Below are 21,453 nucleotides of genomic sequence, written 5' to 3'. Positions count from 1 at the left end.
ACCTCATTGTACAACGGTCATTTGTTGCGCATAGCTTAAAAGATCCTCAACTGTTAATTCTGGATTTTGCCCAACCATACTATATTGGTAGCCGTTTTCTTGCCAAGCAAGGGAGCGGAAATTTTCACTATCCATAACAGTGCCTTTTTGTCCTCGAATATCTATTTCTTTTTCATTTAGAATGGGGCCAATATCTGCAACACTCGCATCTGCTTTAAAAATTGTGACAAAAAAAGCTAACTCTCCATCTAAAACATAATCGAAAGAGTATTCTGGTCGTTCCTCTATCCCTTTGACCATGGATATGTTATCTAACGTAAGACCATTTACTTCTGGCACTAATAAAAACTTTTCAAGCTGCTGCTTGACGTCCTCCAATGAAATAGATTCTGAAGTGTCCTGGCCGCTAATTTCCTGAATCGTTACATCCTTTGGTAGATCTAGCGCAAATTGTTGATCATCTATTTTTTCACCAAAATTAATCTTAGAATATTCAGTGATCATATGATTCCCTGCACTATCTGTCTTCATTTTTAATGTCAGCCAAGTTTTTTTGTCAATCCATGCTTCGATATCTCCAAATAACGATTCCGTTTTCTTCGTCTTTGCCACGATTTTATACGTATCTCTACCTGCAACCTTCTCTTCTCCCGCTATTTTAATATCATGGGTATCCTTAACCATATTAAAAATAAGCTGTACCTGATCTTTCGGTGATTGCAAGCCGTCTAATTCATGTTGTGAATAATCTATTGTGTAGGCTGTCTTTTCCGTGACATCATAGCTAATCACTTTAGCATCATTTTTGACTGTGATAACATGTTCACCATTATCACCTATCATTTCTATCCGTCTATTGCTATCCTTTACCCATTCCTTCACTTGAGCTTTGCCACCTAGCTCTCCCATGTCTAACGTATACTCGCCATAATAAGTGAGTGGCTCCTTGGATTCTTGAAGGGCTTGGTCGATAATTTCCTGAGGTGTATAAGATGCCTCTGAATTACAGCCCACTAAGCTAAATGTCATTACAGCAATTAAGCCTGCTGCTCGGCAAGATCTTTTCCAATTCATCATTCATTTACTCCTTTAGAAGGTGGTAGCCAGCAAATTACCGCTGTTCCAATGCTCTCTCTAGAAAGCAGTTCGACAGTGCCACCATGTTTTTCAATAATTTGTTTTGTAATATTTAAGCCTAGTCCTGTTCCTCGTTCACCAGCCTTTGATCTCGCATAATCTGCTTGATACATTGGCTCGAATAATTTTACAATGTCCTGCTGTGGTATGCCTCTTCCGTGATTTTGCACAATTATATACATTCCCTCTTGCTTGGTTAAAGCAGACTTCAAGAAATCAAAGCCCCATTCGGGATTATTTCCAGCATTGACTGCCGCTAAGCCGATTGTTGTCCCCTTTTCCCCATAACGCCAGGCGTTGCTCAATAAATTATCAATGACACGCTGAAGTTGTTTAGGATGCACAGCATAGAGCCCATCCACGGCACAGCATACTTTTAATGTAAATCCTTGTTCTTCACATAAGGGTTCATAGTCAGACAAGGCCATGTCAAAAAATTCTTCTCCATCCACAGCAATGAGCTCTAATGTATAGTTTGTTGATTGAAGTAATGTAAACATCATTAAATCCTCTAGCATATGCTTCATCCGATCTGCCTTCGTAACGATGACCTGCTGATATTCTGCCTTCTGTTGTTCTGTTAAGCCTTTAGTTTGTAAAGATTCCGCATAGGCTTGGATGGCTGTAAGGGGCGTTTTCAAATCATGGGAAATACTTGCAATCATCATTTCTTTTTGCTGTTGTTCCGTTTTTAAAGAAGCCCGAGTCTTTTCAATTTCATCCTGCATCGCCTCAAATGTTTTGGCGAGTGCCCCAATCTCATCTTTTCTTACGCTTAGATTTGATTTAACATGCTGACCTTTCGCAAAATGACGCATTTGCTGCATCAGTTCACGTAATGGCCGATTCAGTTTCCGATGAAGCAACAAGATGACAGTTAAGTAAATGATAAGAAACAACAGGATCGTGCTTGCGATGACAAGCCATGAACGCTTTTCTACACCCTTTACCCAATCTGTTCGTATTAATTGAATTTCATAGATGCCAAGCAAATCACCTTTTAGATATACAGGCTCCTTGTATGTAAAGGCGTTGTATGCTTGCTGTAAATCATATAAACCATTTAACATGCGCTCTTTCCCTACATAGCCCGTTAGCAAAGGGTTGGAGGAATATAAAACATAGCCAGATTTCGTATAGAGGGTAATCGCCAGCTGCTCATTGGTAAGATCCTCAACCTCTTTAAGATTGGCATTTTTTTGATAAAGCATTGGATTGTCAACGACATCTTTTACCTGATTTAGCTCTGTCCACTTGTCAAAGAACTCCGCCACATTTTTATCTTGGTAATAAGCATTAATCCACACATAAAGGCTATAAGCTCCTACTATGGGTAATACCATTACAATAAAAAACATGATTAGTAACCACGCTTTTATTTTCATAATGGTTCACCAATAAAACGGTAGCCCTTACCCCACACGGTTTGAATAAAATTTGGGTTTTTCACAGAATCCTTGAGCTTTTCTCGTAGTGCCTTAATATGAACTGTGACAGTATGAGTGTCCTCTAACGTTGCTTGCTGCCAAATATGCTGATACAGTTCCTCTTTTGTAAAGGTTTGACTCGGATTTTTAGCTAGCAGCCTAACAAGAGCAAACTCCTTTTGAGTTAATGCAATTTCTTGCTGATAAACACATACTATTTGTCGTTGCCAATCTATTGTTAATCCATTCGCATAGGCAGTATGCTCTTCTATCACGTCTTGCTTATGGTAGCGTCGCCAGCGTCTAAGATGAGAGGCAACTCGTGCCTTTAATTCTTCTAAGCTAAATGGTTTAGCGATATAATCGTCTGCCCCCTGCAAGCCCTCCACCTTATCCGCATCTTCCTTGCGAGCACTCATCATTAGGATCGGCACATCACTCTCCCAACGGATATTTTGACAAACCGTTAATCCATCCATTTCTGGCAGCATCCAATCCACCAGCACTAAATCGAAAGGTTGCGTTTGAAAATCTGCCAATCCCTCAAGGCCCGTAGTAGCCCATGTTACACAATAGCCCTCCTGCTCCAGCGTATCCTTCACAATACGCCCAATCGCTGTATCATCCTCAATCAGTAGTAACTTTTCCTTCATCATTTTCCTCCTGCATTCACCTTACTACGGAAAAAACGATTTTCTCCGAACTTTACACTTTCTTTATAATTACCTTAGAGCGAATCCGCACTTTACACAAGGGGGCGGAGGCTACCGATTTCATCGAAGCAGTTTTTCTTCCTGCCTGAGCTATCCGCCACTTTTGTGGGGCTTTCCGACACTTTGCCGGTTCTATCCGCTACTGTCCAGGCTTTCCGCCATTTTGCCGGTTCTATCCGCTACTTTAACTGAGCTATCCGCCACTTTGCCGGTTTTATCCGCTACTGTCCGCGCTATCCGACACTTTGCCGCTCCTATCCACTACTTTAACCGGGCTTTCCGCCACTTTGCCGGTTTTATCCGCTACTGTCCAGACTATCCGCCTTTTTGCCGGTTCTATCCGCTACTTTAACTGAGCTATCCGCCACTTTGCCGGTTTTATCCGCTACTTTAACTGGGCTATCCGCTACTGTCCGCGCTATCCGCCACTTTGCCGCTCCTATCCACTACTTTAACTGGGCTATCCGCCACTTTGCCGGTTTTATCCGCTACTGTCCGGGCTTTCCGCCACTTTCCGCTCCTATCCACTACTTTAACCGGGCTATCCGACACTTTTGCCGATTCTATCACCCGCATCCGTTTTCCAGCACAAAAAAAGGAATGCACTGTGATTGTGCATTCCTTAGCGAACTAGAAAAATAAACTTAGAATATAGTAAATCAATGCCGCCATGACAGCAGAGATTGGCATCGTGATGACCCATGTTGTGACGATTTTACGTGCCATCCCCCATTTAACGCCTTTAACACGGTGAGCTGTTCCGACACCCATGATGGATGAAGAAATAACATGTGTTGTAGAAACTGGTAAATGGATTAATGTGGCACCAAAGATAATCGATGCAGAAGCTAAGTCTGCCGCTACCCCATTTACGGGGCGGATTTTCATAATTTTTCCGCCAACGGTTTTGATGATTTTATACCCACCGACAGATGTACCAAGACCCATCGCAGTTGCTGCAGCAAAACGTACCCAGAAAGGAATATCATCTCCTTGGTGTAGGCCACCCGCGATTAGCGCAAGGGTAATAATCCCCATCGCTTTCTGCGCATCATTTGTCCCGTGTGTAAAGGATTGTAAGGCTGCTGTCCCAATTTGCATTGTACGGAAGCCTTTATTCGTGCGATATAAATTCATATCTTTGAAGATGATCTTTAATAATGTCATCATCAGGAAACCAGCTGCGAACGCTAGTAATGGTGAAAAAATAAGTGCTTGAAGAATTTTAATAAATCCAGCATAGTTCAAAATATCAAATCCTGCTGCAGCAATAGCTGCTCCTGCAACAGATCCAATCAATGTATGAGAAGAACTCGATGGAATTCCAAAATACCACGTTAATAAATTCCATGTAATCGCAGATAATAAGGCTGCTAAAATAACAACAGAGCCTGTAATATCGCCATCAAAGGCATTTAAAGAAAATGGGTCCACAATATCTTTTGTTAAGGCTTTGGCTACTCCAACGAATGTAATGGCTCCGACGAAGTTCATAACCGCTGCCATGTAAACTGCTGTACGTGGCTTTAAGGCACGGGTTGATACAGAAGTAGCAATCGCATTTGCTGTATCATGGAAGCCGTTAATAAAGTCGAACACAAGTGCGAAAATAACGACTAATATGGTGATTAATAAGATCGTATCCATTTCGTACACTCCATCTTATGCATTACGCATAATTATTGTTTCAATTGTGTTTGCTACTGTTTGACAGCAGTCTGCAATGTCTTCAAATTGCTCATAAATATCCTTGAAAACAATCAAACGCATTGGGTCTTTTTCTTGGATGAATAATTGCTTCATTGAAGAACGGAAAATTTCATCACATTCACGTTCATTGTCCTTAATTTGAATAGCATGTTTACGCATTTCCACAAGCTTTTTACTATTTAACAGTTCCATGGCTTGTACCATTTCGTCCGTGCTTTTCGCAATATATGTGAGGAATTGGCGCATTGGTTCTGTTACTTCTGTTAGGTTGTACATATTGAAGTGCGCAATACAGCCTTCCATTCCATCAATTACATCATCTAGTTTGTTTGCTAATGCTAAAATATCTTCACGTTCAATTGGCGTCATAAAGGATTTATTCAGCATAACGATTAGTTCATGGATTAATTTATCGCCACTTGTTTCGTATTGCTTCATTGTATCTGCAATTTCTTTGAGCGCATCTATATCTTGAATACGAGCATTATGAGCATAATAAATACCCTCATTCACGTTTTTCGCGATTTTTAATAATGACTGAAAAAATGGATCTTGCTTATTTGAGTTGAACATCCTGTTCCTCCTGTTGAAAAAATATTGTCGATTTCTGAACCATCATAACAAAACATTTACACAATTCTACAAAATTTTAAACACTCAGATGTTGATTTTACAAAACTGTAATATAAAATTTGCCACATTTATTTTTAAGCTATTTCCCAAGTTGTAAACGTTGGAAATCAAATATTAAAAATCACTATTTTTTCTTTAAAAATGACCATTTTTTCTTTTATTTTTATAAAAATACTTGAAATAAACTTTTTTTTGCTGATTTGTTTACCTTGTGAAATGTTAAGGAATTGTAAACGAAATTTACATGAAAATGCTGGAATTTCATTGTTATTTTTTGACTTTCACAGTACGCGATGATGAAAGATGGGAGCATATTAATGGATATGGATTTACTTTCACTCACAATAGTATTACTACTGGCGGTGGACTTATCTCCTTACCTACATTAATGGCTGTTGGTTTACCTCAAGTACAGCCATTTGCCACAAATAAACTGGCCAATACCATTAGTAATGGCGTGCAGGTAAAGTAGATAGCAAGAAAATCGGAAAAATCGTCCCCTTTATCTTTGTGGGGTCTTTTCTCGGAGCCTTTACCATCCATCTTGTATCCCCTGCTATTTAAAACCACTTAAGCTTGTTATGCTCGTCCTTGTAGCTGCTTATACAATGTTTAAAAAAGATTGGGGACAGCAATATCAAGAGCGTGTACCTAGTACAGCCAAAATTTAGCCTATATAGGTGCATTTGTGGCTATAGGCTTTTTTTGGACCAGGAACGGGTTCATTTTTTATTCTATTAATGATAGGCGATGATTTTCTTCAAGCTACTGGTAATGCGAAAGCTATTAATTTCACCTCAACTTTAGCGGCATTAATCATGTTTTAGTTTTAGGAGAAGTTCATTTTCTATATGGTTTTTCGATGGGCTTTGTCATGACCTGTTTATTGATTTTGAAAAAATGCCTGGGATGATTTCTTTCATTGAGACCGCCAATTTTCAGTCAATTGACAAAAAATATTAGCGTGCTATAATACTTTTGGGCTTCACCGCATTGAAGCGCAGAAGTATTTATTAGGAGGATTCACATGTTTCGAATAGAAGCAAAGAGTAACCCTCGATTTCTTGAGGCAGGCTTTATCACTATTTTAATTATTGCCACAATGGCTTATAGTATTGGCTATTTAAAGGCTACACCGCATATCCCGATTTTTCTTGTAATTGCCATTTTACTCGCGTATGGATTACTGAAAAAAGTGCCCTTTCGCGATCTTGAAGGTGGTATGATTGCTGGTGCTAGTGCTGGACTTGGCGCCGTTTTTATTTTCTTCTTTATTGGTATTTTAATTTCGAGCTGGATTATGGGTGGAACGATCCCAACGCTTATCTATTATGGCTTTTTAACTGTTTCGCCAAACTTTTTCTTTGCTATCGTATTTTTAATTTGTAGTATCGTTGGTATTTCAATTGGAAGCTCGCTAACAACTGTCGCGACGGTTGGTGTGGCATTTATGGGGATTGCCGGTGCCATGGATATTTCGCTAACGATTACAGCTGGAGCGATTGTTTCTGGCGCCTTCTTTGGTGATAAAATGTCACCATTATCCGATACAACCAATCTTGCTTCTGGTACAGTTGGTGTAGATCTTTTTGAGCATATTAAAAATATGGGCTGGACAACCATCCCTGCTTTTCTTATCTCCTTTGTGCTCTATGCTATTATCTCGCCAACAGGAGCTGCTACATCCTTTGAGACAGTGGAGCAATTTAAAGAGGGTTTACTGTCTACAGGACTTATTCATTGGTATACATTATTGCCAATTGCTGTTCTCGTTATCATGACTTTTTACAAGGCACCTGCAGTCATTACCTTAGCTGTTGTGTCCATTATTGGCGTAGGGCTTGGCGCTCTACTTGACCCACTTCCCCCTGCAGATGTCTTCAAGATTCTGTTTGATGGCTATGTCTCTCAAACTGGTAATAAAGAAGTAGACGCCTTGCTCACTCGTGGTGGGATGAATAGTATGCTATTTACAATCGCGCTTGTCTTACTTGCCTTAACAATGGGTGGTCTTTTATTCACACTAGGCATTATTCAAAGCATTTTAGCGAAGGTCGAAAGCTTATTTAAAAGTGCTGGCTCTGTTATTACAGGTGCTGCCATTACGGGCATTGGTGTCAATACATTGATCGGTGAGCAATATTTATCCATTCTGTTAACAGGTGAGGCCTTTAAGGCACAATTTGCAAAGGTTGGTCTTGCACCAAAAAACCTTTCACGCGTCATGGAGGATGCAGGTACGGTCGTCAATCCTCTTGTGCCTTGGAGTGTTTGTGGTATTTTTATCACAAGTGTCCTCGGTATTTCCACACTGGATTACCTACCATTCACCTTCTTCTGTTTACTTGGTCCGATTCTAACGATCTTGTTTGGGTGGAGTGGCAAAACATTAACGAAGCTTTAACCATAGCAAAAGGTAGCTGAAAAAACTTTAGCTACCTTTTTTATTTTACTCAAAATTTTTTTGGTTGCGAAATTTTTGCAAATCATTTGCCTGTAAAGCTCTGTTGTGAAGAAACCTATCATTCCAATTTGGAATCAAAATTCATGATTTTTCGCATTTCTGATGGATGGCCTCCTTTGCTATGCTCTACTAAAGGAGATGAAATACGATGACAACAAAAACAAAATGGAATGCTCATTTATATGATGAAAAGCATGATTTCGTTTCAAAATTGGGTACAAGCTTGGTCGATCTACTAGCGCCGCAAAAAAATGAACATATTTTAGATGTGGGTTGTGGTACAGGAGATTTGGCTAATGACATATCAGCACTTGGAGCTTCTGTGCTCGGAGTAGATGCGTCGGCTACGATGATTTTAGCTGCTCAGCAAAAATATCCTGCCATTACCTTTCAAACGATGGAAGCTACAGCGATGCACTTTTCTCAGCACTTTGATGCCGTTTTCTCCAATGCCGCACTTCATTGGATGAAGGAGCCTGATGTAGTTATTGAAAATGTCTATGGTGCACTGAAGAACGGTGGACGCTTTGTTGCAGAAATGGGTGGACAAGGCAATATTGCATCTATCGTTTGGGCCCTGCAAAAAAGTATGGAATCTTTACAATTTCCCTATATCGACCACTATTTCCCTTGGTATTTTCCAAGCATCGAGGAATATCAATCAAAATTAGAGAATGCAGGCTTTCAGGTCGAGAATATCACACTCTATAAACGCCCTACACCACTTCAAGGGAAGGATGGGCTTCGCAACTGGTTGGTCATGTTTAGTGAAAATCTTCTACAGCACTTAAAGGTTGATGAGAAAGAGCAGGTTTATGCGACATGTGAGGAATTATTAAAGCCAACTTGTTTCCAACAGAATGAATGGGTCATTGATTATTATCGTCTGCGCTTTATTGCTCGTAAAAAATAGATTACAAAAGGTTACTATTCTGTTGTAGTAACCTTTTTTCAATGCTAAGAGCGAGGCAGCAATATTACAATGACGCCTATTAAGCATATCCCTGCGCCAATAAAGTCTAAATGATCGGGCTTTTTGCCATCAATGCCCCACCCCCATAAAATAGACAACACGATGAATACCCCACCATAGGCTGCATAAACTCTGCCAAAGGTAGGGAAGGACTGGAATGTTGCAACAACGCCGTACAGAGCAAGTGCAATACCGCCCATAATGCCCCAATAAAAAGGTTTACCCTCTCGTAACCAAAGCCAAATTAAATAGCCCCCACCTATTTCACCAATTCCCGCAAGAATAAATAATAATATAGCGATCATACTGTATCTCTCTTTCTCATTTTCACTCTATTATACATGTCTTACATACTCCAATATGTAATGGTGTCCGTTATTCCGATTAAAATTAATAGGATACCTGCTGTTAGTTGAATAGCTCTTCCCATTTTCATACTTTTTCGTAGGATAATACGCTTGGCATCAAAGACATAGATCAACAGAAGCATGATGATGAGCGGTACAGCGGTCGCTACGCCAAAAATACTAGGTAGAAGCAACCCATAGGAAGTGCTCGCCACAAGGGGCATTAACCATACAAAAAATAGAACAAACATAGTGGGACAAAAGGAAATAGAAAAACTAGCACCCATTAAGAACGAGCCAAATTTCCCCTCTTTTACTACAGGCGGCAGCAGCGATGTGAAGCGTTGTAGAAAGGTTAATTTGAATAAACCGATTAGCACCAGCCCTGTTACCAGCATCATCGGTCCAATAGCCTGACGAAAGATTGGAAAATAAACGGTCATCTTTGTTTCAAATGATTGTCCAAAAAGCCAAGCACAAAACCCAAGCACACTAAAAACAACCACTTTCCCCCCAATAAAAAACATAATTTCTTGCCAATTACTGCTCTTTTGTAGTGTTCGATTGCCGTAAAATGTAATGGCACTCATATTACCCGTTAACTGACATGGAGCAAAGGCGCCTATCAAGCCAAGAAGAATGGCCATCATCAAAGCAGAATGCTCATAGCCCTGTACAAATTGCGTAATCGGCTCACTAATAAACTGACTAATGGTGGACAACATACTATACATATCAACACCCTCTATCTATCCTTTATACTAAAATAGTATAAAGGTACATTATGAATAAACCGTGCAGAAAGCTGCTTCACCCATACACGCTATTACACGCTTCTAAAAAATCATCATATTCTGCCGAGACATACTTTGTAAGCAAATAAGTATCCGATACAATATGGGAAAATTCTTTTAACGAATAGCTATGTAGAAGATGTTGCTGACAATCAGCTTCTATCACACTCTTAGGCAACAAGGCAATACCAAGACCATGTTTGACGAAATGCTTAATCACCTCTGTTTGATTAATATGCATTGTTTGATGGCTTGCAAACTGCTGAAGCACCTGTTGTACGTCCTCCCAATAGGGCGCATACTCATGTGTAAGAAGCGTTTCCTGCTGTAAAAGGGTGAAAGCATCCAATTCCTTTTTAGCAATAGGAGCAATTAAATGCAATGGTTCCTGTGCGAGCATCACCGTGTGAAGCTCACGTGTTGAGGTTAATTTGGATAAGCCAATATCAATTACTCCAGTAAACACTGCTTCCCCGATTTCATTGGATTTTAAAAGTTCTATTACTACTTGAGTAGTTGGCTTTCGGCACTGGAATGCTCTGAGGATGGCAGGTAATGTTGAGTTCGCAATTTGTGGAGCAACGCCAAGCGTAAGTTTAGCGGTGTAGCCTTTTACAAAGGAATCCATTTGATGTAGCCCTTCATCTAAAGCGGACAGGATTTTTTGTGCCTGCTGACTAAAATAAGCCCCCTGCCGATTTAACGTCACTTGTTTGCTCTGTCGATCAAATAAGGGGGTTTGCAATGCCCTTTCTAAATGCTGGATATGCTTTGTAACGGTTGATTGTGTAATAAATCGTTTTTCAGCTGTTTCTCGAAAATTTTCGGTTTGTGCTGCCACTATAAATGTGCGTAGCCACTCTGTTTCCATCGCCATCCCTCTTTCGTTTTCAACTAGTATAGCGAAAAATTTGTAAGTCTTGAAACCTTTTTTTAACATAAGCGTATGTATAGCTAACGATGTCAGTAGGAGGAATGAAAGATGTCTTTTTTTCATAAAGCATTAGCAAGTATTGGTATAGGTTCAGCGACAGTGGATACAAGATTAGAGAAGGATAGTTATCGCGCTGGAGAGGTCATGCAGGGGGAAATCGTTGTGCGAGGCGGTCAAGTGGAGCAACAGGTCGACACGATTTACCTATCCGTCAATACGACCTATATCCGTGAGTCGAATGATCACAAACATACAGAGGTTGCCGCACTGCAGAAGGTGAAAGTAACAGAGCCTTTCACACTGGGTGCGGGCGAGGAAAAAATCTTCCCTATTTCATTAACATTACCATTTGAAACACCGATTAGTGCAGGTAAAACACAGGTATGGATTCAAACGGGCCTTGATATTAAAAATGCGGTCGATCCGAGTGATAAGGATTATATTCGTGTCGAGCCAACAGCACTAGCAGGACATATATTAGATGCGATTCGTGGATTAGGTTTCCGTTTACGTGAAGCAGAATGTGAACAAGCTCCTTCACGCTTCCGTGGCTACTATCCATTTGTTCAGGAATTTGAATTTGTACCAACTGGACAATATAGAGGCCATTTAGATGAGCTTGAATTAGTTTTCCTTTCTCAATCCAACCATTCTGCAGAGATTTTAATGCAAATTGATCGCAAAGTAAAAGGCATTGGTAGCTTTTTTGCTGAAGCATTAGATATGGATGAAAGCTATGTTCGCACAACGGTTACAATGCATGATCTACCGACACTGCAAGCAAAGCTTCAGCAAATCATTTCAAAACATGCCTAATGAACTAAAAAAGTAGTTGAAGCCTAACTTCAGCTACTTTTTTTATGATCAAATCGGAAGGTGAAAAAGATGTGATGAAAGCAGCATTATTTGATTTAGACGGAACATTATTAAATAGAGATGCATCTATCGAACTCTTCATTGAGCAGCAATATGAGCGATTAAAGTCGGTATTCGGTAGTATTTCAAAAGAACAGTATAGAACTCGCTTTATCCAACTAGATAAGCGAGGCTACGTTTGGAAGGATTGCGTCTACCAGCAATTAGTAGAAGAATTTCATTTTGTTCATATTACGTGGGAAGAACTTCTTCAAGATTATCTCAACGAATTTAAACATAGCTGTGTCCCTTTTCCTAACCTTATCCCTATGCTAGAACAATTGAAAAGGGATCAGTTGGCTTTAGGCATCATTACGAATGGCTATGGGCAATTTCAGATGGACACAATAAAGGCATTAGCAATTGAACATTATTTTGATGTCATTTTAGTTTCTGAATGGGCAGGAATGAAAAAACCCCATCCTCAACTGTTTTTAAATGCAATCGAAAAGCTGAATGTACTTCCTCATGAATGTGTTTTTATCGGCGACCATCCGGTGAATGATGTCAAAGGTGCTCAACATGTTGGCATGAAAGGCATTTGGAAAAAGGATAAACAATGGCAACGTGTTGAAGCGGATGCCATCGTGGAGGATTTATTAGAAATACCGCTATTCATTGACTCTTTCAGCCAATAATAAAAAACCCATCTACTTGTTGGTAGATGGGTTTTTGTTCTATCCTATTTCACAGCTTGCTTCACTTTTTCCAGCACTTCTTCAGCTGTCGCTAACTGTAATGCCTCTGTTGCTAAAGCCTGCATCTCTGGGACAGATAATTGCTTTAGCAAGGCCCTCGTTTTTAAAATAGACGTAGCACTCATGGAGAACTCATCTAAGCCTAAGCCTAGCAATAGTGGAACAGCAAGCTCATCGCCAGCCATTTCTCCACACATTCCTACCCATTTCTGTTCCTGATGGGCAGCTTTAATGACCATTTGAATTAAGCGTAAAATGGCTGGGTTATATGGTTGATACAAATAGGAAACTTTTTCATTCATCCGATCTGCCGCCATTGTATATTGAATTAAATCATTTGTGCCAATGGAGAAGAAATCCACTTCTTTTGCAAAAATATCTGCCATTACGGCTGTCGAGGGAATTTCAACCATCATCCCAACCTCTATGGATGAGCCTACTGCAATACCGCCAGCTATCAGCTTTTCCTTTTCCTGAAGCAAAATGGCTTTCGCCTCACAGAATTCTTGAATGGTCGCTATCATGGGGAACATAATTTTTAAGTTCCCATAGACAGATGCTCGCAGTAGTGCACGCAGTTGTGTGCGGAATAGCTCCTGCTGGTCTAGACATAGACGAATGGCACGGTGACCAAGGAATGGATTCATTTCTTCTTGCAAAGGTAAATATGGCAGGTGCTTGTCGCCACCGATATCGAGTGTTCGAATAACAACTGGCTTGCCCTGCATTCCTTCCAAGACTGTTTTATACGCTGTAAACTGTTCTTCCTCAGATGGCAAATTTTCTCGGCCCATATATAAAAACTCTGTTCGATACAAGCCAATTCCCTCTGCCCCATGACGCACTACACCATCCAAATCATTTGGCGATCCAATATTAGCCGCTAGCTCAACATGCACGCCATCTTTAGATACGGTTTGCTCATTGACTAAAGTAGACCATTCCGCCTGCTGTGCACGATACTTTTGAGCCTTTTCCTGGTAGTCTGCAATCACATCGGCACTTGGATTTACTAGGACTAGACCCGTCAAACCGTCAACAATTATAGTATCGCCATCCTGAATTGTTGTCGTAGCAGCCCCTACCCCTACTACAGCTGGAATTTCTAAGCTACGAGCCATAATGGCCGAATGGGATGTCCGCCCACCAATATCGGTAATAAAACCGAGAACATAGTTGCGATCTAATTGGGCTGTCTCTGAAGGTGTCAAATCATTCGCTACGATAATTACCTGTTCGTTGATATTGCTTGGATTTGGAATATGTACACCGAGTAAATGTGCTAATATGCGATTTGTCACATCTTTAATATCTGATGCACGGGCACTCATGTATTCGTCATCCATACCTTCAAATAATGCCACAAACATAGAGGATACTTCATGCAAGGCATACTCCGCATTTACCGCTTCGTCTGCAATTTTTTGATTGATGGGCCCAATTAATTCGGGATCATGAACCACTAATAAATGTGCCTCAAAAATCGCGGCTTCTTCTGCACTAAATTTTTCTAATGTTTGCTGTCGAATGACAACCAGCTCTTGCTCTGCTTTGGCAAGAGCGGCTGCTAAACGCTGCTGCTCTGCCTCGATATCATGAACAGTAGTTTTAGCGAATGTTAAATCTGGTTGGACGAAACGATATGCTTTCGCAATGGCAATGCCGTCTGAAGCGGCAATACCAGTGAGTTGTATCATTGTGCAAGCCCCATTTCTGTGATGAGTGTCGTTAATGCTACTAATGCTTGCTCTTCGTCTTCCCCCTCTACTACAAGTGTAAATTGGGAACCTTGCTTTAAGGCTAAGCCCATCACACCTAAGATGGATTTCAAATTAGCTGCTTTTTCTTCTGTACGTATTTCAATAGATGAAGCAAACGGTGTTGCTTTTGCCACAAGCTGGCTCGCAGGTCTTGCATGAATACCTAAAGGATCGACTACTGTAAATTGTTGTGTTTTCATAATTTATTCTCCTCTTCTTGTAAGTCTGTTAAAACAATCACATTTGGATGTTTGGATAAAGCAGTTGCTGGTACATCTTCTGTATAATCAGAAGACAGCAAGCGCTCTAACACCTCACGCTTAGCTTCTCCCACTGCAAGTAACAAAATGCATTTTGCACGCATAATCGATTGAATACCCATCGTGTATGCCTGTGTTGGCACTTCGTCGATGGAAGAAAAGAAACGCGCGTTAGCTTGACGAGTAGATTCTTCAAGTGTCACGAGATGTGTTAAAGAAGCAAATGGCGTACCAGGCTCATTGAAGCCGATATGACCATTTTGACCGATACCTAGCAGCTGGAAATCTAAGGGATATTGTTGCAATAATCCTTCATAGCGAGCTGTTTCCACTAGAGGATCTACTGCTAATCCATCTGGTAAATACGATGCTAGAAATGGCTTTTGGTTAAATAAATGTTTATTCATATAATAGGCATAGCTTTGTTTATGAGTTGCCTCAAGACCAACATACTCATCCAAATTAAAGCTAATACAATGTGAAAAATCAACATCTGTTTGACAGATTTTAGCATATAGCGGTTCCATTGTTCCACCAGTAGCTAATCCAAACGTTGTGGCGCCATTATTTTTGGCTTCCAAGATGGTCGCTACTGCATGTGTATATAAATCATCCATTGCGGAAAATCTTTTTACTTTCACCACGCATCCTCCTTTGTACCCTAGAAATGAATACGCTGACCATATTGATTAATGAGCGCATCGTTATTATTTTCCCCTAAATTACTGCTACCAAACACTGGTACACTAGCACCCTGTGCATGCATCAGCTCAATGATTTGAGCGAACAAAGCATTTAATAAAGTCGCACCTAGCACCGTTGATACAGGGGCATATTGCAATTGGTCAACGGTTAGCACACCATCGCCTAATGGCACATGCGTATTCATTACTTCATCTACTACTTGCTCTAAACGCTTGCCTGACGGATGGCGCGATGGCTGGTGCTGATATTCCAGCGACTGCAGTGATATGGTCAAAGCGCCCGCTTCCTTTGCATAGATAGCCATATCAATGGGGGCTGGATTATTGGCAGAGGTTGAAATGATGATACAAACATCTTGGTCATCAAATTGCAGCTGATCCTTATAGGAGGCTAAAAAAGCCTGTTTTTTTTCATTTTGTGAGGATTGCCGTGCACCCTGATGTAGCATTAACGATTCTATGTGTATCGGTTTAACAGGCACTAAGCCACCTGCCCGGTAGTAACATTCCTGTGCTAATAGCATGGAATGACCAGAGCCAAAGAGCTGGATAATGCCTCCCTTTGTGAGACGTTTAACAATTTGCTTGGCAATATGCATAAGTTGATTGCTTTCCTGCTGTGCCACCATTGTTAAATATCGATTTACTTGTTGAAAATAGGTATTCATGTTCTATCACCTTTTCATTTCCATCGTTTCATGCTAGATGTTTGTATACCTTCTGCATATTAGTGACAATTGTCAGCTTGCATTGCATCATATAGGACCTTGCCCGCCTTAATCGTTTGATGGAGCTTTAAATGTTCATCTAAAATTACCGCGTCCGCATCATAGCCTTGTACAAGCTGACCCTTATTACCTAGCTTCAATTGTTCGGCAGCATTAAAGCTGGACATTTTGACAAGCTCCTCTAGCGGACAATTCGTTATGTGATGCATATTCCGTACAGCTTGATCCATTTTTAAAATACTGCCTGCTAACGAACCATTTGACAAATGAGCGCCTGCTTCTGTCACATGAACTGTTTGACCGCCTAAATCATACGCTCCATAGGGCATTCCCTTTGCGCGCATCGCATCGGTAATTAAAATAAGCCCGTCTGCTCCCTTTAAGCGATAAGCCATTTCCACCGCACCTTCATGCATATGGATAAAATCAACAATCAGTTCTGCCTTAATCGCATCAAGCAGCAGGACACCACCAACTACACCTGGATCTCGATGGTGGAATGGACGCATTTGATTGTATAAGTGTGTTCCCTGTGTGGCACCTAATTGAGCCGCTTGTTGCATTTGCTCAAAGGTAGCATCCGAGTGACCAATTGAAACAATGACACCGCTAGCAGAAATACTTTGCACAGCTGCCATGCCATTTGGTTCTTCAGGTGCTAGCGTAATTTGCTTAATTTTATGGCCACTTAGTTGCTGCCATTTTGACCATATATCTAAATCTAGCTCGACAATATATTCAAGAGGCTGTGCCCCTGCGCGCTGCTTCGAGACAAAAGGTCCTTCGATATGAATACCGAGTACCTCTGCTTCGTCTGGCTGTGGCTGGAACTGTGCCACATTTTCAATAGCTCGTTCAATGTTGTCATAGCTTTGTGTCATCGTTGTGGCTAAAAAACTTGTCGTTCCTTCTTTTAAAAGGGATTGAGCCATCGTATGAAGCCCTTCATCAGAAGCATCCATCGTATCCATTTGAGCGGATCCATGAATGTGCATATCAATAAATCCTGGCAATAAAAATTTCCCTGAACCATCAAGCTGTTCTACATCGTGGATATTAAGCTGAGGAGCAATTTGCGCAATTTTACCATCCTTCATCCATACATCTACCTGTTCATCTCGTCCATTGCCATTCACTACTGTGATATTTCGAATGAGTAAACTCAAGAAAAACATCTCCTTCTTGAACAAGGGCTGTCGAAAAGGCATCCGTGTGCAATAGCTCATTGCCTCTGTATACCTTCGCTAACAGCCCCATTAGTCGTTACTTCTTCATTGTAATAATATTCGTTGAGCCTGCTCGTTGATAGCCAGTCTTTTCAAGTGTAATCTCTTGCCCCATTAAGCTTGTGAAGACAACTGGTGTAATGACAGAAGGTACTTGATCTTCAATCTGTACAAGGTTTGCTTTTAATAACGCATCCCCACGCTTAATTTTTTGACCATCTGTAACGAGCAGATCAAAGCCTTCACCATTTAATTTGACCGTATCTAAGCCAACATGAATTAATACCTCAATGCCCGTATCCGATTTTAAGCCGATTGCATGCTTTGTTGGGAACACCATCACTACTTGACCATCAAATGGTGCATAGACTGATCCATCTGTCGGACGAATCCCGAAACCTGGACCCATCAAGCCTGCTGAAAATGCCTCATCAGGCACTTCTGTTAAAGGTAATAAATCGCCAGTCATTGGCATTTCGAAATCACGGAATGTCATCGTGTCATTCTTCACTGTTTCTTCCATGACAGGCTGTGCAGCTGGAAGTCCTGCATTGGCTGGTGCTGGATTGCCTTTTTTCAAACGTTCTTTTATGGCTTCAGCTAAAAACTCAACAGATGTCCCAATAATTACTTGGACATTGGTTTTACTGATACGCATAACCCCTCTTGCACCTGTTTGCTTCAATGTTTTTTCATCGACGCTCCCAGAATCCTGTACAGACAAGCGTAAGCGGGTTGTACAATAATCCACCTGCTTAATATTGTCTTTTCCACCTAATGCTTCAATTGTATAATATGCACGTAAATCGACATCATCCGCAATAGCATTTACTTCGCCATCCTCATCCTCATCGTCTTCACGTCCAGGTGTTTTTAAGTCTAATTTTTTGATTAAGAAATAGAATACTACAAAGTAAATCGCCCCAAAGCCTAAACCTAAAGGTAATAAGAGCCATGGTTTATCTGCCAGACCAAGGTTGAGTAAGTAGTCACTTAAGCCTGCAGAGAAGCCAAAGCCATCACGGAATCCAACAAGATAGGCCACAGCCAATGAAATACCTGTTAATACAGCATGGATACCATAAAGAACTGGTGATAAGAACATAAAGGAAAATTCAATAGGCTCTGTAACACCCGTTAAAAAGGCTGTTAAAGCGATGGAAACGAACATCCCTCCAACGATTGGACGCTTTTCTTTTTTCGCTGCAAAATACATTGCTAAACAAGCTGCTGGTAAGCCAAACATCATGATTGGGAAGAAACCAGCTTGGAAATGTCCAGCTGATGTGTCTCCTGCTAGGAAGCGGTTGATATCTCCCTTCACGATTTCGCCTGCAGCATTTGTAAATTCACCGAAATCAAACCAAATAATTGTATTGATTACATGGTGTAGACCCACTGGAATTAATAGACGGTTGAAGAAGCCATACATCCCTACGCCAAGTGCTCCTGCACCGATCATCCAATTGCCGAAAGCATCAATGCCACCTTGAATTGGTCCCCAAACAATCGCTAAAATACTACCTAAAATTGCCATGGTGATGGACGTAATAATCGGTACAAAGCGCCGTCCACCGAAGAATGATAACCATTCTGGAAATTTCACATTATAATATTTGTTATATAATAAGCCTGCCGTAATACCGGCAATAATACCACCAAACACACCCATATTTAATTCTTCGTTAACAGTCTTTAAAACGGCGACTAAAACAAGATGCGCAATCGCACCTGCTAGAGCTGCGCCACCACTGCTATCATGTGCAAACCCCATCGCAATACCGATAGCAAAAATAATTGGTAAATTCCCTAGTATAGCATTACCAGAAGCGGCCATAATACTAGCAATGTACTGGATGGCTTCATTCGGTACGGCCCCAAGCATATCCGCTGAACCTAAACGCAATAGTAATGCTGCTGCTGGTAATGTTGCGATTGGAAACATGAGCGACTTACCGATTTTTTGTAAGAAAGCAAACATTCATTATCCCCCTTTGGTATAGTTGTCTAGACCACTTCAGTAAAAAAAAAGCGTTTTCACTAAGTTGCTATTATTATAGGCGCAATTCAAAAAAAAATAAATACTTTTTTAATATTTCGTGATGTTAAACAAAAAAACCGCACCCTAATCCAAAATTAGGGCACAGTTCTTCTTTAGCTTATGCCGTGACATCACGTTTCATAAAGGTTGAATAACTAATGACAAGGAAAACTACTGCGTATATAGCAAGTACTGTTAATGAGAAGGGCAACGTCACATCAGCAATCATGGAGCCACCACCATGCTCATACTGTGTTAAATCAGAATGTGTGAGCCAAATATATTTGACGATGTCGTATCGGCTTAAAAACATAACTATCATGCCGCCTGTAAAAGAAAGGAACATCGTTAAACCGATTGCTAATGAACTTGAACGGAATACTGAGCCAATCAAAAAGGCAAATAATGTAGACATCACAAAATCGCCACCAGATAATAGGTAATGATAGGCTAAATCGCTCCATACAGCCTTTTCAACGACCTGTCCATTGACCATTTCTAATTCCACACCTGTTCCTATGCCGAACAAGATTAAGCCGATAAGGGCACTTACCACAACATTGACCACATACAATAACAAACCAAAAAGGAATGTTGTTAGTAATTTAGATGTTAACACTTTGGCACGGGACATTGGACGCGTTAAGAGCATTTTAATCGTCCCTGTTGAAAATTCGCTCGATACAATACTAGCTGCGGTAATGACTGTAAATAAAGTAACAAGCGTAAGCATACCGCTTGTAAAGGACATAAAGCTTGCAAGACTACTATCCTTTTGACTTGGTGCATCATTCGCTAAACGATATTCAGAAATAGCCATCTGCTCTTGAAAGTATGCCTTATCTTCCTCCGTTAAATCTTCACCTGCTAGCGTCTCTTTATAGGATTGAATGGCCTCCTGCTCTATGTCCTGCCAGGAGCCCTCCGTCGGGGATTTTACTTCATAATATTTGGTGATTCCAGCAGGAACAAGAATGACAAGAATCAGCATGGCCACCATTGCCCATGTTCCTTTTTTATGCCATAATTTCATCCACTCATTTTGAATTAGCTTCAGCAATTTGTCCGCCTCCAGTCATTTCTAAGAATTGATCCTCTAATGTTTTCTGATGTGGCTGTACAGCAAATAATTGAATACCCGCTTGGACTAGTTGTGTAGTCATAGCTGGGACATCCTCTTTCTTCATTTCCACCACATAGCCTTGATTCTCTGCTACAAAGTTAAAGTCACACTGTTCCAGATAAGCAGACACCTGCTCTTTTGGCTGTGCCTCCACATAATAAAACGATGAGCTTTCATTATGAATATCGCGCAGATCAATCAGCTGCCCATTTTGAATCACAGCCACTCGATCACACATCAATTCAATTTCTGATAACAAGTGACTTGAGACAAAGACGGATACGCCCTCTTCTGAAGCAATCTTACGCAGGTACATACGAAACTCACGAATACCAGCAGGGTCTAAGCCATTCGTCGGCTCATCTAAAATCAAAAATTTCGGTCTGTGCAATAACGCCTGGGCTAATCCTAGTCGTTGTCTCATACCAAGTGAATACGTAGAGACCTTTTCATGTATACGATTTTCGAGCCCAACCTGTTGAATGACCTCCTGAATTCGTTCCTTTGTTACATTTTTATGCATACGTGCAAAATGTAGTAAATTTTTATAGCCTGACATAAATTTATACATTTCTGGATTTTCAACAATCACACCAACCTTACTAATGGCTTCCTCGTAATGCTCCTTCAGTGAAAGCCCGTCGATGATGACATTGCCCTCTGTTGGATGCATAAGCCCTGTCATCATTCGGATTGTTGTTGTTTTCCCCGCTCCATTCGGTCCTAAGAATCCTGTAATTTGGCCTGGATATAAATCAATGTTTAACTGTTGAATTAATTGCTTGCCTCGAATAGTTTTCGATAAATTTTGCAATTGTACAATCGGTTCTGTCATATTTTTCACCCTTTCTAATCTTTTTCGCCTG

General features: G+C 40.7%; 21 protein-coding genes. 5 read left to right on the top strand and 16 right to left on the bottom strand.

Annotation, left to right across the window (positions count from 1 at the left end; all coding sequences use genetic code 11):
• Nucleotides 1-3 precede the first annotated feature (3 nt).
• The 5 genes from MKZ14_RS08715 to MKZ14_RS08695 form a co-directional block, all read right to left on the bottom strand.
• Entirely contained in the window at nt 4-1,074 is a 1,071-nt protein-coding gene (locus MKZ14_RS08715) for a sigma-E factor regulatory protein RseB domain-containing protein (protein ID WP_339280808.1), read from the bottom strand.
• The gene (locus MKZ14_RS08710) at nt 1,074-2,522 is read right to left on the bottom strand and encodes a HAMP domain-containing sensor histidine kinase (protein WP_339280807.1); all 1,449 of its coding nucleotides are present in this window, start codon (nt 2,520-2,522) and stop codon (nt 1,074-1,076) included. Before MKZ14_RS08710 ends, MKZ14_RS08715 begins: the two co-directional genes overlap by 1 nt.
• Entirely contained in the window at nt 2,519-3,217 is a 699-nt protein-coding gene (locus MKZ14_RS08705; RefSeq protein ID WP_016994627.1) for a response regulator transcription factor, read from the bottom strand. The genes MKZ14_RS08710 and MKZ14_RS08705 overlap by 4 nt, the downstream gene beginning before the upstream one ends.
• Nucleotides 3,218-3,907: 690 nt before the next feature.
• The gene (locus MKZ14_RS08700; protein WP_016994628.1) at nt 3,908-4,924 is read right to left on the bottom strand and encodes an inorganic phosphate transporter; all 1,017 of its coding nucleotides are present in this window, start codon (nt 4,922-4,924) and stop codon (nt 3,908-3,910) included.
• Between the two features lie 15 nt (nt 4,925-4,939).
• Nucleotides 4,940-5,560: a DUF47 family protein gene (locus MKZ14_RS08695; protein ID WP_036081351.1), complete on the bottom strand. Its 621-nt coding sequence runs from the start codon at nt 5,558-5,560 to the stop codon at nt 4,940-4,942.
• 334 nt (nt 5,561-5,894) lie between these two features.
• Between MKZ14_RS08695 and MKZ14_RS08690 the strand changes: the two genes are divergently transcribed.
• The 3 genes from MKZ14_RS08690 (at nt 5,895) to MKZ14_RS08680 (ending at nt 8,997) form a co-directional block, all read left to right on the top strand.
• Entirely contained in the window at nt 5,895-6,092 is a 198-nt protein-coding gene (locus tag MKZ14_RS08690) for a hypothetical protein (RefSeq protein WP_238542977.1), read from the top strand.
• Between the two features lie 555 nt (nt 6,093-6,647).
• A complete protein-coding gene (gene nhaC / locus MKZ14_RS08685) occupies nt 6,648-8,024 on the top strand; it encodes a Na+/H+ antiporter NhaC (RefSeq protein WP_339280806.1) in 1,377 nt (458 codons plus the stop codon).
• 208 nt (nt 8,025-8,232) lie between these two features.
• Nucleotides 8,233-8,997, top strand: coding sequence for a methyltransferase domain-containing protein (locus MKZ14_RS08680; RefSeq protein ID WP_339280805.1), 765 nt, complete (start codon nt 8,233-8,235; stop codon nt 8,995-8,997).
• 44 nt (nt 8,998-9,041) lie between these two features.
• Here MKZ14_RS08680 and MKZ14_RS08675 read toward each other — a convergent pair whose 3' ends face one another.
• From MKZ14_RS08675 to MKZ14_RS08665, 3 genes are all read right to left on the bottom strand, one after another.
• Entirely contained in the window at nt 9,042-9,362 is a 321-nt protein-coding gene (locus MKZ14_RS08675) for a YnfA family protein (protein WP_281114643.1), read from the bottom strand.
• Between the two features lie 41 nt (nt 9,363-9,403).
• Nucleotides 9,404-10,138 carry a sulfite exporter TauE/SafE family protein gene (locus MKZ14_RS08670; RefSeq protein ID WP_339280804.1) on the bottom strand — a complete coding sequence of 245 codons (735 nt, stop codon included), beginning with the start codon at nt 10,136-10,138 and terminating at the stop codon, nt 9,404-9,406.
• A gap of 76 nt (nt 10,139-10,214) precedes the next feature.
• On the bottom strand, nt 10,215-11,069 hold the full coding sequence (locus MKZ14_RS08665) for a LysR family transcriptional regulator (protein WP_312124853.1): 855 nt from the start codon (nt 11,067-11,069) through the stop codon (nt 10,215-10,217).
• A gap of 111 nt (nt 11,070-11,180) precedes the next feature.
• Here MKZ14_RS08665 and MKZ14_RS08660 point away from each other — a divergent pair, with 111 nt between their 5' ends.
• Nucleotides 11,181-11,948, top strand: coding sequence for a sporulation protein (locus MKZ14_RS08660; RefSeq protein ID WP_312124851.1), 768 nt, complete (start codon nt 11,181-11,183; stop codon nt 11,946-11,948).
• 71 nt (nt 11,949-12,019) lie between these two features.
• Nucleotides 12,020-12,685 carry an HAD family hydrolase gene (locus tag MKZ14_RS08655; RefSeq protein WP_036081370.1) on the top strand — a complete coding sequence of 222 codons (666 nt, stop codon included), beginning with the start codon at nt 12,020-12,022 and terminating at the stop codon, nt 12,683-12,685.
• 44 nt (nt 12,686-12,729) lie between these two features.
• On the opposite strand, the gene ptsP is transcribed toward MKZ14_RS08655, so the two are convergent.
• The 8 genes from ptsP to MKZ14_RS08615 form a co-directional block, all read right to left on the bottom strand.
• Nucleotides 12,730-14,442 carry a phosphoenolpyruvate--protein phosphotransferase gene (gene ptsP / locus MKZ14_RS08650; protein WP_036081373.1) on the bottom strand — a complete coding sequence of 571 codons (1,713 nt, stop codon included), beginning with the start codon at nt 14,440-14,442 and terminating at the stop codon, nt 12,730-12,732.
• Nucleotides 14,439-14,705, bottom strand: a complete 267-nt coding sequence (locus tag MKZ14_RS08645; RefSeq protein WP_333004455.1) for an HPr family phosphocarrier protein — start codon at nt 14,703-14,705, stop codon at nt 14,439-14,441. The genes ptsP and MKZ14_RS08645 overlap by 4 nt, the downstream gene beginning before the upstream one ends.
• Nucleotides 14,702-15,406, bottom strand: coding sequence for a glucosamine-6-phosphate deaminase (locus MKZ14_RS08640; RefSeq protein WP_081977536.1), 705 nt, complete (start codon nt 15,404-15,406; stop codon nt 14,702-14,704). Before MKZ14_RS08640 ends, MKZ14_RS08645 begins: the two co-directional genes overlap by 4 nt.
• 20 nt (nt 15,407-15,426) lie before the next feature.
• The gene (locus tag MKZ14_RS08635; RefSeq protein WP_036081376.1) at nt 15,427-16,137 is read right to left on the bottom strand and encodes an SIS domain-containing protein; all 711 of its coding nucleotides are present in this window, start codon (nt 16,135-16,137) and stop codon (nt 15,427-15,429) included.
• 59 nt (nt 16,138-16,196) lie between these two features.
• On the bottom strand, nt 16,197-17,363 hold the full coding sequence (gene nagA, locus MKZ14_RS08630) for an N-acetylglucosamine-6-phosphate deacetylase (RefSeq protein WP_333004453.1): 1,167 nt from the start codon (nt 17,361-17,363) through the stop codon (nt 16,197-16,199).
• A 97-nt stretch (nt 17,364-17,460) separates the two neighbouring features.
• Nucleotides 17,461-19,404: an N-acetylglucosamine-specific PTS transporter subunit IIBC gene (gene nagE / locus MKZ14_RS08625; protein WP_333004450.1), complete on the bottom strand. Its 1,944-nt coding sequence runs from the start codon at nt 19,402-19,404 to the stop codon at nt 17,461-17,463.
• 178 nt (nt 19,405-19,582) lie between these two features.
• Nucleotides 19,583-20,524 (bottom strand): ABC transporter permease, encoded by a 942-nt coding sequence (locus MKZ14_RS08620; protein ID WP_333004448.1) that lies wholly within the window; start codon nt 20,522-20,524, stop codon nt 19,583-19,585.
• A complete protein-coding gene (locus MKZ14_RS08615; RefSeq protein WP_009370928.1) occupies nt 20,502-21,422 on the bottom strand; it encodes an ABC transporter ATP-binding protein in 921 nt (306 codons plus the stop codon). Before MKZ14_RS08615 ends, MKZ14_RS08620 begins: the two co-directional genes overlap by 23 nt.
• Nucleotides 21,423-21,453: the final 31 nt, after the last annotated feature.

Source organism: Lysinibacillus sp. FSL P2-0066, assembly GCF_037969495.1.
GTDB classification, from domain to species: domain Bacteria; phylum Bacillota; class Bacilli; order Bacillales_A; family Planococcaceae; genus Lysinibacillus; species Lysinibacillus boronitolerans.
This window is presented reverse-complemented; position numbering and strand designations above follow the sequence as displayed.

Bases quoted from the DNA above. Each gene is read 5' to 3' on its own strand.
- MKZ14_RS08715 (WP_339280808.1), bottom strand. From the start codon at position 1,074: ATGAATTGGAAAAGATCTTGCCGAGCAGCAGGCTTAATTGCTGTAATG.
- MKZ14_RS08710 (WP_339280807.1), bottom strand. From the start codon at position 2,522: ATGAAAATAAAAGCGTGGTTACTAATCATGTTTTTTATTGTAATGGTA.
- MKZ14_RS08705 (WP_016994627.1), bottom strand. From the start codon at position 3,217: ATGAAGGAAAAGTTACTACTGATTGAGGATGATACAGCGATTGGGCGT.
- MKZ14_RS08700 (WP_016994628.1), bottom strand. From the start codon at position 4,924: ATGGATACGATCTTATTAATCACCATATTAGTCGTTATTTTCGCACTT.
- MKZ14_RS08695 (WP_036081351.1), bottom strand. From the start codon at position 5,560: ATGTTCAACTCAAATAAGCAAGATCCATTTTTTCAGTCATTATTAAAA.
- nhaC (WP_339280806.1), top strand. From the start codon at position 6,648: ATGTTTCGAATAGAAGCAAAGAGTAACCCTCGATTTCTTGAGGCAGGC.
- MKZ14_RS08680 (WP_339280805.1), top strand. From the start codon at position 8,233: ATGACAACAAAAACAAAATGGAATGCTCATTTATATGATGAAAAGCAT.
- MKZ14_RS08675 (WP_281114643.1), bottom strand. From the start codon at position 9,362: ATGATCGCTATATTATTATTTATTCTTGCGGGAATTGGTGAAATAGGT.
- MKZ14_RS08670 (WP_339280804.1), bottom strand. From the start codon at position 10,138: ATGTATAGTATGTTGTCCACCATTAGTCAGTTTATTAGTGAGCCGATT.
- MKZ14_RS08665 (WP_312124853.1), bottom strand. From the start codon at position 11,069: ATGGAAACAGAGTGGCTACGCACATTTATAGTGGCAGCACAAACCGAA.
- MKZ14_RS08660 (WP_312124851.1), top strand. From the start codon at position 11,181: ATGTCTTTTTTTCATAAAGCATTAGCAAGTATTGGTATAGGTTCAGCG.
- ptsP (WP_036081373.1), bottom strand. From the start codon at position 14,442: ATGATACAACTCACTGGTATTGCCGCTTCAGACGGCATTGCCATTGCG.
- MKZ14_RS08645 (WP_333004455.1), bottom strand. From the start codon at position 14,705: ATGAAAACACAACAATTTACAGTAGTCGATCCTTTAGGTATTCATGCA.
- MKZ14_RS08635 (WP_036081376.1), bottom strand. From the start codon at position 16,137: ATGAATACCTATTTTCAACAAGTAAATCGATATTTAACAATGGTGGCA.
- nagE (WP_333004450.1), bottom strand. From the start codon at position 19,404: ATGTTTGCTTTCTTACAAAAAATCGGTAAGTCGCTCATGTTTCCAATC.
- MKZ14_RS08615 (WP_009370928.1), bottom strand. From the start codon at position 21,422: ATGACAGAACCGATTGTACAATTGCAAAATTTATCGAAAACTATTCGA.